We start from the raw sequence: 15,707 nt of genomic DNA on the forward strand, positions 1-15,707 counted from the left end.
ACCTCAAGCATTACCGGTCGCGGCGCGAACCAGCGTTTCCGGCGTCAGATCCTTGCGCTCGAAGAGGCCGGCCATGAGGCCTTCCTTCATGACGAGGACCCGATCGGACATTCCAATGATTTCCGGCAGTTCTGACGAGATCATGATGATCGACAGTCCCTCGGCGGCAAGCTCGCTGATGAAACCGTGCACGGCCGCCTTCGAACCGATGTCGATGCCCTTCGTCGGCTCGTCGAGGATAATCACCTTCGGCAATGTTGCCAGCCACTTGCCGATGACCACCTTCTGTTGGTTGCCACCCGACAGTGTTCCGACGGAAACCGAGAGCGCTGCTGCGCGAAGGTCCAGGCGCTCGGCATATTTGCGTGCCAAGGCAAATTCATTGGCGGCCTTCAGGAAACCCTTGCGCGATGTGCGCCCGAGCGACGGCAGCGTCATGTTCTGGTAAATCGGCATGGGCAGCGCCAGGCCGTGGCGACCGCGTTCTTCCGGTACGTAGACGATGCCGGCGCGGATCGCATCGAGTGGCGAGTGGATTGTCAGCGCCTGGCCCCCAAGCTTCAGCGTGCCCGATGCGGGTTTGGTGATACCGAACAGCGACTGGCAGAGCTCGGAGCGACCGGCGCCGATCAGGCCGTAGACACCAAGGATCTCGCCCTTTCGAAGCGTGAACGAAATGTCGCGAAACTCTGTCTGGTGACAGTATTTCTCGACCTCGAGCACCGGACCGCCGATGGCCACTTCAACCTTGGGGAATGCATTTTCGACATCGCGACCGACCATGAGACGGACGATATCGTCCTGCGGCGTCTGCTTGAGTTGGCCGTGGCCAACAGCGCGACCGTCGCGGAAAACGACGTAATTGTCGGCTATCTCATAAAGCTCGTCGAACTTGTGGCTGATGAAGAGGATCGCCTTGCCCTGCGCCTTCAGGCCTTCGACGATGCGGAAGAGATCATCGATTTCCTTGCGCGACAGTGCGGCGGTAGGTTCGTCCATGATGACGATGCGCGCTTCGATGGAAAGTGCGCGAGCAATTGCGACAAGGTGACGCTGAGCAATCGAGAGATCCTTGAGACGGATCGTCGGATCGATGTTGCTTTCAAGCGAATGGAGCAATTCCTTCGACCGACTGTTCATCAGTTTCCAGTCGATCGTGCGGAACTTCGTGCGCGGCGCGTGGCCGAGGAAGATGTTTTCAGCAACCGTCAACTCGTCGAAGAGTACGGTTTCCTGGTGAATGGCGGTGACGCCGACGTCGATGGCGGCCTGCGCATTGGCGAAGGTGGTCGGCTTGCCGTCGACGATGATCTCGCCTTCGTTCGGCCGGTAGATGCCGGTCAGGATCTTGACGAGTGTGGATTTGCCGGCGCCGTTCTCACCGATCAGGGCGGTAACCTTGCCGGGGTAGAGCGCGATGCTGACGTTATCGAGCGCCTTCACGCCGGGGAAGATCTGCGAAATGCCGCGCATCTCGAGGATTGCGGGCGCCTCGTCCGTCTTGAAACCCGCGACGGATTGTTGAAGGGCAGTGTTCATCAGCGTTTACCAGTGTTCAAATGAAAAGTCCCGGCGGCGCGAACCGCCGGGTTTTTGCTTGGATAAGCGAGGCTTAGAAAACCTTCGAGAACTGGTCGATGTTCGAAGCGTTGTACACGAACGGATCGGACATGGCGGCTTCGCCCTTGTCGTCGATCTTGATCTTGCCCATGCGGCCAGCTTCGATTTCGGTGCCCGGCTTGCCGGTCGCGTCACCCTTTACGAGGTGGTAGGCGATCTGCGTGGCAGAGTAACCGAGGTCGATCGGGTTCCAGATGGCGAATTCCTTCGTTGCACCAGACTTGATCGCGCCAGCCATTTCAGACGGCAGGCCGAGGCCGGTCACGTAGACCTTGCCGACAAGACCCTTGTCTTCGACAACCTTGGAAGCGGCCAGAACGCCGACCGTCGTCGGAGCGACGATGACCTTGACGTTCGGGTTCGACTTCAGTAGGCCCTCGGCTTCGCGATAGGACTTGTCAGACAGATCGTCGCCGTAAACTGTCGTGACGAGGTTGAGGCCCGGGAAGTCCTTGAGCTGCTTCTTCATCTGGTCGATCCAGATGTTCTGGTTGGTCGAGGTGGTCGTTGCCGACAGGATTGCGAAGTCACCCTTGCCGCCTTCCAGGTGGTCCTTGGCGAGCGTCAGGCACATCTTGCCGATCAGCTCGTTGGACGACGGGTTCAGCTGCAGGATGCGGCCGTCCTTGTTGACGCCGGAATCCCAGGAGATGACCTTGATGCCGCGCTGCTTGGCCTTCTTCAGGGCCGGTACGACAGCGTCCGGGTCATTGGCGGAGATGGCGATGGCATCAACGCCCTGGGCGATCAAAGAGTTGATGACTTCGATCTGGCCCTCTGCCGTCGTCGAGGTCGGGCCGATGTAGATAACTTCCACGCCGCCGAGTTCCTTTGCCGCTTCCTGTGCGCCCTTGTTGGCGGCTTCGAAGAAGCCGTTGCCGAGAGACTTCACGACCAGGCCGATCTTGACGTCCTTGGCGCTTGCTGCGCCTGCCATCAGGGCCACCGCAAAGGCGACGCCGACGGCGAGTGATTTTGCGAATTTCATGCTTTATCCTCCCACGTTGATAAGACTTAACTACATCCTGACGGGGCCCCTCAGGCAACCGACGAGGAATCCTCCTTCACTTGCGAGATCGTGCTCGCAATGACGAGCTTGATGCCCGCATCCTCGATCATCCGGACGGAGTCCTCGGGAACACCGTCGTCCGTAATGATCGTCGAAACACGGTCGAGCGGGCACAAAATGAGGCTCGACCGGCGGTGAAATTTGCTGGAATCGACCATGACAACGAGTTCGTCGGCCTGGTGCATCAGCTTCTGTTCGCTTTGAATGATCTGCGCGTCGGATTCCATGATGCCGAGCGGACCGACGCCCTGCGCGCCGATGAAGAAGCGGCGAGCGTAGAAATTGCGGATCGCATCATTGTCGAATGGCGACAGGATCAGGCTCTGCTCGCGGTAGATCACCCCGCCGGGGACCGTTACCGTGTTCTTCGAGTGCTTGACCAGATGCTCGGCAATCGCAAACGAGTTGGTCATCACCTGCATACGATGGGCGGCCATGAAGTGCACCATCTGAAACGTGGTGGTCCCACCATTGATGATGATCGCATCGCCCTGATCGCAGAGATCAACGGCAGCGCGCGCTATTGAGCGCTTTTTGTCGATGTTGACTGATTCCGAAACCCTGAAGGGCCGCCCGGCCAGATTGCCGAGTTGCGGCGGATGCACGGCCTCTGCGCCACCGCGTACACGCCGGATCTTTCCCTGCACATGAAGGGCCGCGATGTCACGCCGGATCGTCGCCTCGGAAGCCTCGGTCAATTCGGAAATATCCTGAATCGTAACGACCGACTTTTCCTGAACGGCGCTCAATATGATGCGATGGCGTTCGCGTTCGTGCATGGGGTTCCTCCTAGCTTGCTTATTTCGCAGTTGTGAGAATGTGTCAATCAAAAACGATCATAAAATTTCATATTGCGCTGCAGCATAATCGATTTTGATCGTTTTCGATTGACAATGTCCGTTTTGATGAGCGATACCGTGACCGCAAAGGAGCGTCGAGTTCGTTCGCGCGTCCAAGAAATTTTACATGGGAGGATGACATGGCGGCAACCGTCCGGCTTCTTGATAACCGTTGGGACGATTCATACGCGGCAGGCCTCGATGAGCCTGGAAAGCTGCTCTATCGCTCGAATTTGCTGGGTGCCGACAAGCGCATCACCAACTATGGCGGCGGGAACACCTCTGCCAAGGTCATGGAAACCGATCCGCTGACCGGCGAGAAGGTCAAGGTTCTCTGGGTCAAGGGTTCGGGCGGCGACGTCGGGACCATCAAGCTTGACGGCTTCGCCACTCTTTATCAGGACAAGCTTGTTTCCCTGAAGGGCATCTATAAAGGCGTCGAAGACGAAGACCGCATGGTCGGCTTCCTCCCGCACTGCACCTATAACCTCAACAGCCGTGCGGCCTCGATCGACACGCCGCTGCACGGTTTCGTGCCCTTCACCCATGTCGATCACATGCATCCGGACGCGATCATCGCAATCGCTGCCTCCAGGAACTCCAAGGAATTGACGAAGCAGATTTTCGGCGACGAAATCGGTTGGCTGCCGTGGCGCCGCCCGGGCTTCCAGCTCGGCCTCGATCTCGAAGCCTTCGTCAAGGCAAATCCGCATGCCAAGGGTGTCGTGCTCGAAAGCCACGGTCTCTTTACCTGGGCAAACGATGCCAAGGCCTGCTACGAGCTGACGCTCGACATCATCAACAAGGCGATCGTCTGGTTTGCGGAAAAGACCGAGGGCAAGACGATCTTCGGCGGTGCTGCCACCTCAAGCCTGCCGGTCGAGCAGCGCCGTGCCATTGCGGCCCGCCTGATGCCTGAAATCCGCGGTCGCATCGGCAAGGCGGAACGCAAGCTCGGCCATTTCGACGATCAGGATGCCGTTCTCGAATTCGTCAATTCGAAGAACCTGCAGCCGCTTGGCGCGCTCGGCACCAGCTGCCCTGATCATTTCCTGCGCACCAAGATCCGCCCGCTGATAGTCGACTTCGATCCGGCAAAGCCTGATGTGGATGCAATCGTTACCGGTCTCGACAAGGCGCTCGAAGACTACCGCGCCGACTACGCGCGCTATTACAACGACTGCAAGCATGACAATTCGCCCGCCATGCGCGATGCGAACCCGGTCATCTTCCTCGTTCCCGGCGTCGGCATGCTGTCGTTTGCCCGCGACAAGGCGACAGCCCGCATCGCCAGCGAGTTCTACGTCAACGCCATCAACGTCATGCGCGGTGCCTCGACCGTTTCCGAATATCAGGGCCTGCCGGAGCAGGAAGCCTTCGATATCGAGTACTGGCTGCTCGAAGAAGCCAAGCTTCAGCGCATGCCGAAGCCGAAGAGCCTTGCCGGCAAGGTTGCCTTCGTCACCGGCGGTGCCGGCGGCATCGGCCGTGCGACCGCTGCCCGCCTGATCGGCGAGGGGGCCTGCGTGGTCCTGGCCGATATCGACCAGGAAGCGCTCGACAACACGAAGGCCGATTTCGCCAGGCAATTCGGCGCCGACGCCGTGCGCGGCGTCAAGCTTGATGTAACCAAGGAGGACGGCGTGATCTCGTCCTTCGCGGAAGCCTGTGTTGAGTTCGGTGGCGTCGATATCCTTGTATCGAATGCTGGTATCGCTTCGTCCGCCCCGATCGAAAGCACTGAGCTTTCGATGTGGAACAAGAACATCGACATCCTGGCGACCGGCTACTTCCTCGTGTCGCGCGAGGCATTCCGCCTGTTCCGCAAGCAGGATCTCGGTGGCAACGTCGTGTTCGTCGCCTCCAAGAACGGTCTGGCATCGTCGCCGAATGCTGCTGCCTATTGCACGGCCAAGGCTGCCGAGATCCATCTTGCCCGTTGCCTGGCGCTCGAAGGCGCAGAAGCCGGTATTCGCGTCAACACCGTCAATCCGGACGCCGTGCTGCGTGGTTCGAAGATCTGGAGCGGAGAGTGGCGTGAACAGCGGGCGGCATCGTCCAAGATCGAGATCAACGAGCTCGAGGAGCATTACCGCAAGCGTTCCATGCTGAAGCTCAATGTCTTCCCCGAGGACATCGCCGAAGCCATCTACTTCCTGGCGTCGGATCTCTCGGCGAAATCAACCGGCAACATCATCAACGTGGATGCCGGCAACGCTCAGAGCTTCCCGCGCTAAGTCCAACTGCTGCGGCGGGCAAATGCCCGCCGCCTTTCATCCACATGTCCGGGGAGGAACCCATGGCCGAGTCAAAAATCGCGCAGGACCTGATTGCGCAGGAAAACGACAAGCGCGCAGCAGCGCTCAAATCCGACTATGAAGCGCTCGGCGCCAATCTGTCGCGCCGCGGCATCGACATTGAAAACATCACGCGCCGGGTATCCGAATTCTTCGTCGCTGTTCCGTCCTGGGGCGTTGGCACCGGCGGCACCCGCTTTGCCCGATTCCCCGGCACCGGCGAACCGCGCGGCATCTTCGACAAGCTCGACGACTGCTCCGTCATCAACGAGCTGACGTGCGCCACGCCGAACGTCTCCCTGCACATTCCGTGGGACAAGACAGATGCCAAGGAACTGAAGGCAAAGGGCGATCAGCTCGGCCTCGGTTTCGACGCGATGAATTCGAACACCTTCTCCGATGCGCCGGGCCAGAAGCATTCCTACAAATTCGGTTCGCTCAGCCACACCGACGCTGCAACACGTGCGCAGGCGGTTGAGCACAACATTGAATGTATCGAGATCGGCAAGGCGATCGGCTCGAAAGCATTGACGGTCTGGGTTGGCGACGGCTCGAACTTCCCCGGCCAGAGCAATTTCACCAAAGCATTCGAACGCTATCTCGCTTCGATGGCCGATATCTACAAGGCTCTGCCTGACGATTGGAAGCTCTTTTCCGAGCACAAGATGTATGAGCCGGCCTTCTATTCCACAGTCGTGCAGGACTGGGGCACCAACTACCTCATCGCCCAGACGCTCGGCCCGAAGGCGCAGTGCCTGGTCGACCTTGGTCACCATGCACCGAACACCAACATCGAAATGATCGTTGCCCGCCTGATTCAGTTCGGCAAACTCGGCGGCTTCCACTTCAATGACTCGAAGTATGGTGACGACGACCTCGATGCCGGTGCGATCGAGCCCTATCGCCTCTTCCTCGTCTTCAACGAGCTGGTCGAGGCAGAGCAGCGCGGTGTCAACGACTTCAATCCGGCCCACATGATCGACCAATCGCACAACGTGACCGATCCGATCGAAAGCCTGATCAACAGCGCCAACGAAATCCGCCGCGCCTACGCGCAGGCGCTGATCGTCGATCGCAAGGCGTTGGCTGGCTACCAGGATGAAAACGACGCGCTGATGGCGACCGAAACGCTGAAGCGCGGCTACCGCACGGACGTCGAGCCGATCCTTGCAGAAGCGCGTCGCCGTTCTGGCGGTGCGATCGATCCTGTGGCGACATACCGCGCGAGCGGCTACCGCAGGAAGATTGCCGCCGAACGCCCGGCCTCGATTGCCGGCGGCGGCGGCATCATCTGACCCTTAGCCTCCCTAGGCCGTTTTATCGGGCCGCTGTCGACGAGACAGCGGCCCGATTCTGTTTACGGCTTCCATTCACCGGCAATCTGACGGGTGGCGATGTTCAGCCGGTTCCAGACGTTGATGTTGGCGATGGCGATGACAAGGGCTGCCAGGCTCTTGCCGTCGAAATGCCGCGTGGCTTCATCCCAGATGTCGTCAGGCACTGGGTCGGCGCGATCGCTGACGCGGGTGACCGCCTCCGTCAGCGCAAGGGCTGCGCGTTCGGCCGGCGTGAAATAGGGCGTGTCACGCCAGGCGCTGACGGCAAACAGGCGCTCGTCCGTCTCGCCAGCCTTCTTGGCGATCCGTGGATGTCCGTCGATGCAGACGCTGCAACCATTGATCTGGCTGGCGCGTAGATTGACGAGTTCCAAAAGGATTGGCGACAGACCTGTTTTGGCGGGTATCGTCCCGAGGGCATGCAGCGCCTGCATTGCGTCGGGAATGACGATCGCCGGATTTCCCATTCTTGCTTGCATCACGTTTCTCCATGGTGTGTTTTCCAAACTGACGCCGCCGGACGTGCTGTCACATCGGCCGGCTTTTGTTCGTCATGGAGTTGACGGAACACCGTGGAGGAATGTGACAATGGATGAGAAAAATTGGCTGGCGGGAGAATTTGAGGCGAATCGGGCGCATCTGGGCGCCGTCGCCTATCGCATGCTGGGCTCCCGCGCCGAGGCCGACGACGCTGTTCAGGAGGCCTGGCTGCGGCTCGGCCGCTCTGATGCTGACGCGATCGACAATATCGGCGGCTGGCTCACGACGGTTGTGGCGCGCATCTGCCTCGACATGCTGCGGTCGAGAAAGACACGCCGGGAAGAGCCGTTCGATCTACCCGTCCATGAACGCCTGGCCGACACGTCCAAGACCGTTGATCCGGAGCGGGAAGTGGCTTTTGCCGACTCCGTCGGCATGGCGCTACTCGTTATCCTCGAAACATTGGCGCCGGCCGAGCGCGTTGCCTTCGTGCTGCACGATATGTTCGATCTCCCCTTCGACGACATTGCGCCGATCATTCATCGCTCTTCGGCGGCAACGCGACAACTGGCAAGCCGTGCTCGCCGTCGGGTTCAAGGCAAGACCGATGTGCCGGAGGCGGACGCAGCGCGCAAGAAGCAGATCGTCCACGCATTCCTTGCGGCTTCGCGCCTCGGTGACATCAGGGCGTTGCTGTCAATCCTCGATCCGCAGGTCGTGTTCACCCCGGACACTGCGGCGATGCGGTACAACCCTTCGGTTCGCGAGCTTTTCGGCGCGGATGCGGTGGCAGAGACGTTCAGGGGTCGGGCTCAGGCGGCGCAGCCGGCGATGATCGATGGAGAGTTCGGGCTGGTGGTGGTCGTGGGGGGACACCTGCGCGTCGTCCTGCTTCTGACCTTCGACGGCGAGAAGATCGCCGGGATCGATGCCGTCGCCAACCCCGACTATCTCGCGAGCTTGAAATACGACTTGCTCTAAAAATAACAGTTTAAACGAAAAGAGCCGTCGCTTGGCCAGCGACGACTCTCACAGGGGCAGGGAAGCGCCCGAAACTTCAGCAATAGCTGCACATGGCAGCCGGGTTGTTTGGGATCACGTTCAGAAACTTGCCCACTGGAGAGGTCCGCTGTTCGCGCTTCCTGGCGGCCGTCTCAAGCAGACGCTTGAAATCGTCAAGTTTCACGCCGTCGGCACGGAGCACCATGGCGATTAGGGGGTCGTGAAGGGCTTCGGTAATGGTCAGGTCTTCTCTGGTCTTGCTCATGGTTTGCCTCCTTTCGTGGGCGGTAGCCCGTGTTTCACCCTGTTGCGATCAAATCAACCACGTTGACTTCCGCAGAGAGTGGTGTTACCGGTAAGTAACAATGCATTTGTTACCGATCGGTCACATGGATGTCAAGGACCTTGTCCGCAAAAAAATCAGAATCATTGAGCCTGCTGTCTCCCGCAAATACTGACGAGAAAATCCCGCCACGGGAGCGCATCGTCTCCACCGCTGCCGAGCTTTTTCGCGAGCACGGCATCCGTGGCATCGGTGTGGATGCGATTGCAGATGCGGCGCTGACCAACAAGATGACGCTCTACCGGCATTTCGGCTCCAAGGACGAGCTGGTCTGCGAGACGCTGCGCCGCGCTTCGGAAAGAGCCGAAACAATCTGGCGCGATCTCGAGACAACCCATCCCGGCGACCCGAAGGCGCAGCTCAGGGCATGGATCGAAGCGCGAACGCAAAGCCTTTGCGGCGAGCACGTCGGCTGTGATCTCGCCAATGCAGCCATTGAGCTGAAAGGTGAGGGGCATCCCGCCTATAGCGTGATCGAGCGCCACAAGGCTGAGCAACGCGACCGGCTCGAAGCGCTCTGTCGAGCAGCCGATGCGCGCGAACCGAAGCTGCTGGCCGATACACTGACGCTCCTTCTGGAGGGGGCTCGCGTTACGCGGCAAGCCATGGGCAACGACACATGTTGCAATCATTTCTCCAAGGCCTGCAACGCTGCCATCGCCGCCTTTGCGTGATGGCACCCGCCGATCGGCGGGAACCATATGCCTTTATGCCCGTTTCGGAAGATGCGGGAAGTAAAGGCATGGACTATCTCTATCTTCATCGTCTGTATGCAAAACGAGCCGAGCTCGAGGCAAAGCTCGAGCTCTATGAGGCGCGCGATTGCTTCGGTGACGAAGAGATCGATGATGGCACCGATCAAGAGCTGCGAGAGAAGCTCTGCGAAATTTCAAGCGAGATCGATACGCTGGAGCGCTCGCGCGGGCCCTGAACGGCTCTAGCTACTGGCGTCCAGAAGCTGAATGGTGCGATCGTCGAACTCGCCGCGATAGAGCCGGTCAACGACTTTGTGGAAAGCCGACCCGTGATCGCTGATCGCCGCAAAGAGGGTCATGGACGACCGCAGCTTGAGATCATCAGGAGACCCAAGGATCTCATGGGCGGATTTGCCCTCGATCGAAAGGACGGCATCGACACAGCGCAATAGTCTGCTACCGAGGACCGGGTCCGCGAGATAGGCGGTGGCCTCTTCCGCCGAGCGGATGGCATATTTCTCTGCCATGGATGATGAGCCGAGCCCGGCGATCTGGGGAAATATGAACCACATCCAGTGGGATCGCTTGTGTCCGGCTCTCAATTCCGAAAGCGCTCGCTCGTAGGCACCATTCTGCGCATGAACGAAGCGATCCAGATCATAATCAATCTCATCGGGCATCGACGATCCTCCCCTTGCGCATAACTATATCATGGGGGAGGGTTGCCCGGAACTCGACAGGTCCTCAGCAGGACCTGTCCGGGTATGGGCTGTGCTCCCGGCAATAATCGACCGAGGGCAATGAATCCGAGATTGACCCGACAGCTGCCGTGTCGAGGCCCGATGCCATGGGGGCGGTGAAATGGACCGTCAGTCCTGCAATGCCTAGAAGCGCAAAGGCCGCAAGAACGATGAAGCGCTCTGATATTGAAGGTTTGTGTGCACCAACATGCTCGGCGTATTCGCGTTCACCCATGCCATTCAACTCGTCATCTGTTGCGTGGTGGTGTGCCACGTCGCCACGCGCCGCGTTCCAACTCTCGCTGTTTGTCATTTTGTTAACTCCTACACTGATGCGTGCGCCGACACATGATCGTCCTCTCGCCGGCGAACAGCACGAATACGCATGTGTGTTCTTTTGGAACTCGATTGAAGACCGGATACACAAACGCAGTGTTCATAAAATCGAACCAATCGGTTTGATTTGGAACTTTGAGGGCTTGGCTCCTCGACAAAATTCAGCTTAGTTCGGATGATCAGTCAGATTGCGGATGCCCCCATGACCAAATCATTTGGCGCGATGTCCATCGCGCAGCTTTCCAGTCTCATTCAAACAACAGCGGTCGATCCCATCGAAGTGACGGAAGCTGTTATCGACGGCATCGAGGCCTATGCCGACCAGGCGGCCTTTACGGCAATCTTCAAGGATCGCGCAACGGAAGAGGCGAAGGCCTCATCGAAGCGAATGAGAGAGGGTCGCTCGTGCGGAATGCTGGACGGCATACCGATCGCCTGGAAGGACCTGTTTGACATCAAGGGGCGGACAACGACGGCCGGGTCGACAGTACTGGCCAGAGAGCCGGCTGCGCAGGCGGACGCGGCTGTCGTGGCAACGCTGAAACAGGCGGGCATGGTCTCGATTGGCTGCACGAACATGAGCGAGTTCGCCTTCTCCGGGCTCGGCCTCAATCCACACTACGGCACGCCGCGCAATCCGCGCAGCAATGATGTTCCGCGCATTCCGGGTGGCTCATCTTCCGGCGCTGGCGTTGTGGTGGCAGCTGGCCTCGTGCCGGTGGCGATGGGGACGGACACGGGAGGTTCCGTGCGCATCCCGGCTGCCCTCAACGGTATCGTCGGATACAAGGCAACGCGCGGTCGCTATCCGATGGCAGGCGTCTTCCCGCTGGCAAAGAGCCTGGATTCGCTTGGTCCGCTCTGCAGGACCGTTCAGGATGCGGTGTGGATCGACGCGGGAATGCGAGGCGCGTCAGCGCCGTCAATAGCCGCTCGCCCACTCAAGGAGTTGGACATCGTTATCCCTGACAATATCGTTTTCGATGGTGCTGAAGCTGGCGTGGTCGCAACTTTCGAGACGGCGGTCGATTGGCTGGAGGCGGAGGGTGCATCGATCAGCCGGATCAAGATCCCGGCTTTTGACGAGATATTGGCGCTGATGGCTCGATATGGTGCCCTGGTCACGGCCGAAGCCTATGTGCTTCACCGCGAGCGATTGGCTGGGCCTGCGGCTGACGACATGGATCGCCGCGTGGTCGTGCGCACTCGACTGGGGGAGAAGACCACGCTTGCGGCCTATCTGGCGATCCTCGAAGCCCGCGAGCGGTTGATCGCCGATGTCGACCGCCTTGTCGGTGACAGCTTCGTTGCGTTTCCGTCGGTCGCCCATGTGGCGCCGCCGATCGCCCCATTGGAGGCCGACGACGATTTGTTTTTCGCAACCAACGGGAAGACCTTGCGCAATACGCTTTTCGGCAACTTCCTCGATTGGTGCGGCGTATCGATCCCCTGCGGGACGGGAGATGCCGACATGCCGGTCGGCTTCCTGCTTTCTGCCGTGGGCAAGCGGGACGAAGCGCTCCTTGGCGCGGCGCTTTCGGCGGAGACAGTTATCCGCGGAGAATTTACGTGAGATCGTAGGCATTGCTCCCGGGAGGAGAACATGACTGAAAGCAATTTGCAGAATGGACGTTTTGCAGTTTCGACGTGGTCGCTGCATCGGCTCCTGGGGGCCGTCTATCCCTACAGCCCCGATCCGGAAAAAAGTGCGGCGCCCAAGGAGCCATATGGGCCGGGGCGTTCCCCGCTGACCGACATTCCCGGGCAACTTGCCAAGCGTGGCATCGGGCGACTTGAGATATGCTCGTTCCATCTGCCAAGTATCGAAGCCGCCTATCTCGCGGAGATGCGCTCGGCGCTTCAGGACGCCGGCATCCTGCTTCAGACACTCCTTGTCGAAGATGGCGATCCCAGCCATCCAGAGACCGCGGAACGCGACATTCAGTGGATTGCCGGCTGGATTGGGGTCGCGGAATCGCTTGGCGCCAGGAACATGCGTGTGATCGCCGGCAAGCAGATGCCGACCGCAGAAAACCTTGAGCGGGCCGCGGGCCATCTCGGTTGGCTTGGAAAGCAGGCCGAGAACAGCGGCGTTCGCATTGTCACAGAGAACTGGTTCGACCTTCTGCCTTCGCCGAAGGAAACCAATTGGCTGCTCGATACACTGCAGGGCAAAGTCGGCCTGAACGGCGACCTCGGAAACTGGGCTGCGCCTGAAAAATACGCAGGGCTTTCCGACATCATGCGCCGTGCGGAACTCTGCCACGCCAAGGCCAATTTCAACGAAGCGGGGCTTGATAGCGCCGACTACCGCAAGTGCCTGGAAGCGTGCCGGACGGCAGGTTACGGCGGACCCTATACCTTGATCTACGATTCAACATTCTTTGCCGATGAGTGGGACGGCATCCTGCTTGAAAAGGCATTCATCGAGGACTTCCATCAGGAAAAGCAGCGCGCGGCTGGCTAAACCGCGAAAGGAGCATGGCATGACTGGCGCAACGACGATCGACGGCTTCGCAAGGCGGATCAGAGGCGGTGGGGACGGATTGATTTCCGCGTGGATCGGCATTCCCGATCCGCTTTTCGTCAATCATCTGGCGCAAGAGGCCTTCGATGCCATCGTGCTTGATATGCAGCATGGCGTCTGGGATATCGGATCGGCAGCCGTTGGCATTGGACAGGGGCGGCTTGCCGGCAAGCCGGTGCTCGCCCGAATTCCGGTCGGTGATTTCGCATCGGCCTCGCGTCTTCTCGATGCGGGAGCCTCGGGCATCATTGCGCCGATGATCAATTCGGTGTCTGACGCCGAGGCCTTCGCCAAGGCCACCAAGTATCCGCCGGCCGGCGAGCGCAGCTGGGGGCCGACGCTGGCGATCAACCACACGGGACTTTCGGCCGCTGAGTATCTCGCGACCGCGAATGAAGAGACCGTGGCCATTGCCATGATCGAGACGCGTGCAGCCCTTGATGCTGCGGATGAAATCATGCGTGTTGAGGGAATTGACGGTATTTTCGTCGGTCCGTCCGATCTCTCGATTGCCCTGTCGAATGGAACGAAGCTGGCACCTGACACGGCGGAGGTCGACGGCGTTCTCAAGCACCTCATCGCCCGTTGCCGTGCTCACGGCAAATTCGGCTGTGTCTTCGGCAGCAACGGCGAGCGGGCCGGAGAATTGTTGAAGATGGGCTTCGATCTCGTCATTGCCGGGGCCGACACGCAACAGCTACGGTCGGGCGCCGCCAGCGCGATTGCCGCCGCGCGACGCGTTCAGTCAAGCTGAACTACTTGACGGCCAGCCAGATGACATGACGCGCGCCTCCGCGTTTTCCGTTGGCGCGCGTATTGACAGCCTCGACGGCAAAGCCGCAGTCACGAAGCCGACGGGTGAAACCGGCATCCGGCCCGGATGACCAGACGGCAAGAACACCTCCGGGTCGCAAGGCATCGCGTGCGGAACGCAGGCCAGCGAAATCGTAGAGGCTGTCGTTGGAACGACGCGTCAGGCCGTCCGGCCCATTGTCGACGTCAAGCAGGATGGCGTCGAATTTCGCCTTGCTTTGCCGGATCAGTTCGCCAACATCGCCTTGATGGATGGCCACACGCGGATCGTCGAGACACCCTTGAAAAACCGCCGACATCGGACCGCGTGCCCATTGCACCACCGCCGGCACCAGCTCTGCAACCGTGACGGATGCATCCGCCGGCAGGGCCGAGAGGGCGGCACGCAGCGTAAAGCCCATTCCGAGACCACCGATCAGCATGTTCGGGCGAGGACGTCCCGCGATCTTATCACGGGAAAGTGTTGCGAGCGCCTCCTCCGAGCCGCTCAGGCGGCTGTTCATCAGCTCGTTCGAGCCCAGCATGATCGAAAATTCGCTGCCTCGTTGCTTGAGGCGCAATTCGCCGCTTTCTCCGGGGATGGGCGCGGAATCTAGTTGGACCCAGGGGAGCATGTCTGTCGTGCCTCGCGTTGCGCGGTTCCCCTAGCACAAAAGAAGTTCCCCGCGAACCGCCAGCGAGGCGCGCGGGGGACGGTTTCGACGTGATGGCTCAATTGTTGTTCCGGCACGCCTGATTGGTAAGGGTGTTGGTTCCACGCACCGTTCGGTGCTGGCCCTCGGGGCAACCGGTCCATTGTATGGAGTTGGTGCTCGTCGTCGTGGTGCCAAAGTCGATCGGTATCGAGAGCCCGCCTCCACCTGTTCCTTCAGTATCAGGCGAGGTTCCAAGCGGCGGCGACCCGTCGAGGCGGCCGCTGCTGTCCATCCCCATATTTGCTTGCGCAAAGGCTGAACCGGCGAAACTGAGGAGGAGCACTGAAGTCACTGCGATAAGCCTGCGCATGATCGAGATCCCTTCAAGTTGAAGCACTTACCAATGTAGCGCGTCATTCGATTCAGTCCAGCGGAACAAGCAGTGATGGCGTTGAAAATCGCGCAATAGCAAATGATGCTTAACAGCCGGCGCAAGCGGCTGCGCCGGCAGTGCTTGAATTCTCTCCTTGTGCGCCAGATTGCATAGAAGGCGCGGACCAACGGAGGCAAGCATGGGCGAGAATTCCAAAGCCGTTCGGGTGCGGATATCCGGTCTGGTCCAGGGCGTCAGTTTTCGCGTGTGGACACGGGTCCGGGCTGAGGAGTTCGGCCTTGCGGGCTGGGTCCGCAACGAGACCGATGGATCCGTGACGGCGCTTATTGCGGGGCCGGAGACGGCTGTCTCGGCGATGCTGAAGGAATTTTGGAAAGGCCCCCCCGGCGCGTCGGTGCAAGCTGTCGAGGCCTTACCGGTATCCCCGGACAGCGTCCCCTCCGGATTTCGGATTACGGCATAGCGCGGATTGGGAGAAACCGCGAGCTCCTCGCAGAACCGGAACGCGGCTATGGGCAACAGCCAATTGTTGTCCTCTTTCAACAGTCTCGCCGTAACGCGACCTCGTCCTGCATTTCTG

The 15,707-nt window shown here is 59.9% G+C and carries 17 protein-coding genes; 9 read left to right on the forward strand and 8 right to left on the reverse strand.

Annotated features, from left to right (window positions below; genetic code table 11):
* Positions 1 to 3: 3 nt before the first annotated feature.
* The 3 genes from C934_RS0107390 to C934_RS0107400 form a co-directional block, all read right to left on the reverse strand.
* On the reverse strand, positions 4 to 1,539 hold the full coding sequence (locus C934_RS0107390) for a sugar ABC transporter ATP-binding protein (protein ID WP_018856064.1): 1,536 nt from the start codon (positions 1,537 to 1,539) through the stop codon (positions 4 to 6).
* A gap of 73 nt (positions 1,540 to 1,612) precedes the next feature.
* Positions 1,613 to 2,608: a rhamnose ABC transporter substrate-binding protein gene (gene rhaS / locus C934_RS0107395; RefSeq protein ID WP_018856065.1), complete on the reverse strand. Its 996-nt coding sequence runs from the start codon at positions 2,606 to 2,608 to the stop codon at positions 1,613 to 1,615.
* A 50-nt stretch (positions 2,609 to 2,658) separates the two neighbouring features.
* Positions 2,659 to 3,468, reverse strand: a complete 810-nt coding sequence (locus C934_RS0107400) for a DeoR/GlpR family DNA-binding transcription regulator (RefSeq protein WP_018856066.1) — start codon at positions 3,466 to 3,468, stop codon at positions 2,659 to 2,661.
* A 200-nt stretch (positions 3,469 to 3,668) separates the two neighbouring features.
* On the opposite strand from C934_RS0107400, the gene C934_RS0107405 reads away from it, so the two are divergent.
* Entirely contained in the window at positions 3,669 to 5,765 is a 2,097-nt protein-coding gene (locus C934_RS0107405; RefSeq protein WP_018856067.1) for a bifunctional rhamnulose-1-phosphate aldolase/short-chain dehydrogenase, read from the forward strand.
* Positions 5,766 to 5,827: 62 nt separating this feature from the next.
* Entirely contained in the window at positions 5,828 to 7,120 is a 1,293-nt protein-coding gene (gene rhaI / locus C934_RS0107410) for an L-rhamnose catabolism isomerase (RefSeq protein ID WP_018856068.1), read from the forward strand.
* A 62-nt stretch (positions 7,121 to 7,182) separates the two neighbouring features.
* Here the strand turns inward: rhaI and C934_RS0107415 are convergent, their stop codons facing one another.
* Entirely contained in the window at positions 7,183 to 7,641 is a 459-nt protein-coding gene (locus C934_RS0107415; protein ID WP_026371637.1) for a carboxymuconolactone decarboxylase family protein, read from the reverse strand.
* 109 nt (positions 7,642 to 7,750) lie between these two features.
* Between C934_RS0107415 and C934_RS0107420 the strand changes: the two genes are divergently transcribed.
* Positions 7,751 to 8,623, forward strand: coding sequence for a sigma-70 family RNA polymerase sigma factor (locus C934_RS0107420; RefSeq protein ID WP_018856070.1), 873 nt, complete (start codon positions 7,751 to 7,753; stop codon positions 8,621 to 8,623).
* Between the two features lie 76 nt (positions 8,624 to 8,699).
* On the opposite strand, the gene C934_RS0107425 is transcribed toward C934_RS0107420, so the two are convergent.
* Positions 8,700 to 8,909: a hypothetical protein gene (locus tag C934_RS0107425; RefSeq protein WP_018856071.1), complete on the reverse strand. Its 210-nt coding sequence runs from the start codon at positions 8,907 to 8,909 to the stop codon at positions 8,700 to 8,702.
* 128 nt (positions 8,910 to 9,037) lie between these two features.
* Between C934_RS0107425 and C934_RS0107430 the strand changes: the two genes are divergently transcribed.
* Together C934_RS0107430 and C934_RS0107435 are read left to right on the forward strand one after the other, a co-directional pair.
* Positions 9,038 to 9,661 (forward strand): TetR/AcrR family transcriptional regulator, encoded by a 624-nt coding sequence (locus C934_RS0107430; RefSeq protein ID WP_026371638.1) that lies wholly within the window; start codon positions 9,038 to 9,040, stop codon positions 9,659 to 9,661.
* Between the two features lie 68 nt (positions 9,662 to 9,729).
* Positions 9,730 to 9,918, forward strand: a complete 189-nt coding sequence (locus C934_RS0107435; RefSeq protein ID WP_018856073.1) for a hypothetical protein — start codon at positions 9,730 to 9,732, stop codon at positions 9,916 to 9,918.
* A gap of 6 nt (positions 9,919 to 9,924) precedes the next feature.
* On the opposite strand, the gene C934_RS0107440 is transcribed toward C934_RS0107435, so the two are convergent.
* A complete protein-coding gene (locus C934_RS0107440; protein ID WP_018856074.1) occupies positions 9,925 to 10,362 on the reverse strand; it encodes a DUF1810 domain-containing protein in 438 nt (145 codons plus the stop codon).
* Between the two features lie 64 nt (positions 10,363 to 10,426).
* A complete protein-coding gene (locus tag C934_RS0107445; protein ID WP_018856075.1) occupies positions 10,427 to 10,735 on the reverse strand; it encodes a hypothetical protein in 309 nt (102 codons plus the stop codon).
* A gap of 225 nt (positions 10,736 to 10,960) precedes the next feature.
* Between C934_RS0107445 and C934_RS0107450 the strand changes: the two genes are divergently transcribed.
* The 3 genes from C934_RS0107450 to C934_RS0107460 are packed head-to-tail and all read left to right on the forward strand — an operon-like array spanning position 10,961 to position 14,039.
* A complete protein-coding gene (locus C934_RS0107450; RefSeq protein WP_026371639.1) occupies positions 10,961 to 12,331 on the forward strand; it encodes an amidase in 1,371 nt (456 codons plus the stop codon).
* Positions 12,332 to 12,361: 30 nt separating this feature from the next.
* Positions 12,362 to 13,225 (forward strand): sugar phosphate isomerase/epimerase family protein, encoded by an 864-nt coding sequence (locus C934_RS0107455; RefSeq protein ID WP_018856077.1) that lies wholly within the window; start codon positions 12,362 to 12,364, stop codon positions 13,223 to 13,225.
* 19 nt (positions 13,226 to 13,244) lie between these two features.
* Positions 13,245 to 14,039, forward strand: a complete 795-nt coding sequence (locus tag C934_RS0107460; RefSeq protein WP_018856078.1) for an HpcH/HpaI aldolase family protein — start codon at positions 13,245 to 13,247, stop codon at positions 14,037 to 14,039.
* Between the two features lies 1 nt (position 14,040).
* Here C934_RS0107460 and C934_RS0107465 read toward each other — a convergent pair whose 3' ends face one another.
* Positions 14,041 to 14,712, reverse strand: a complete 672-nt coding sequence (locus tag C934_RS0107465; RefSeq protein WP_026371640.1) for a hypothetical protein — start codon at positions 14,710 to 14,712, stop codon at positions 14,041 to 14,043.
* Positions 14,713 to 15,305: 593 nt separating this feature from the next.
* Here C934_RS0107465 and C934_RS0107470 point away from each other — a divergent pair.
* Positions 15,306 to 15,590, forward strand: coding sequence for an acylphosphatase (locus C934_RS0107470; protein WP_018856081.1), 285 nt, complete (start codon positions 15,306 to 15,308; stop codon positions 15,588 to 15,590).
* Positions 15,591 to 15,707: the final 117 nt, after the last annotated feature.

The organism is Rhizobium sp. 42MFCr.1 (assembly GCF_000377185.1).
In the GTDB taxonomy this organism is placed as follows: Bacteria; Pseudomonadota; Alphaproteobacteria; order Rhizobiales; family Rhizobiaceae; genus Rhizobium; species Rhizobium altiplani.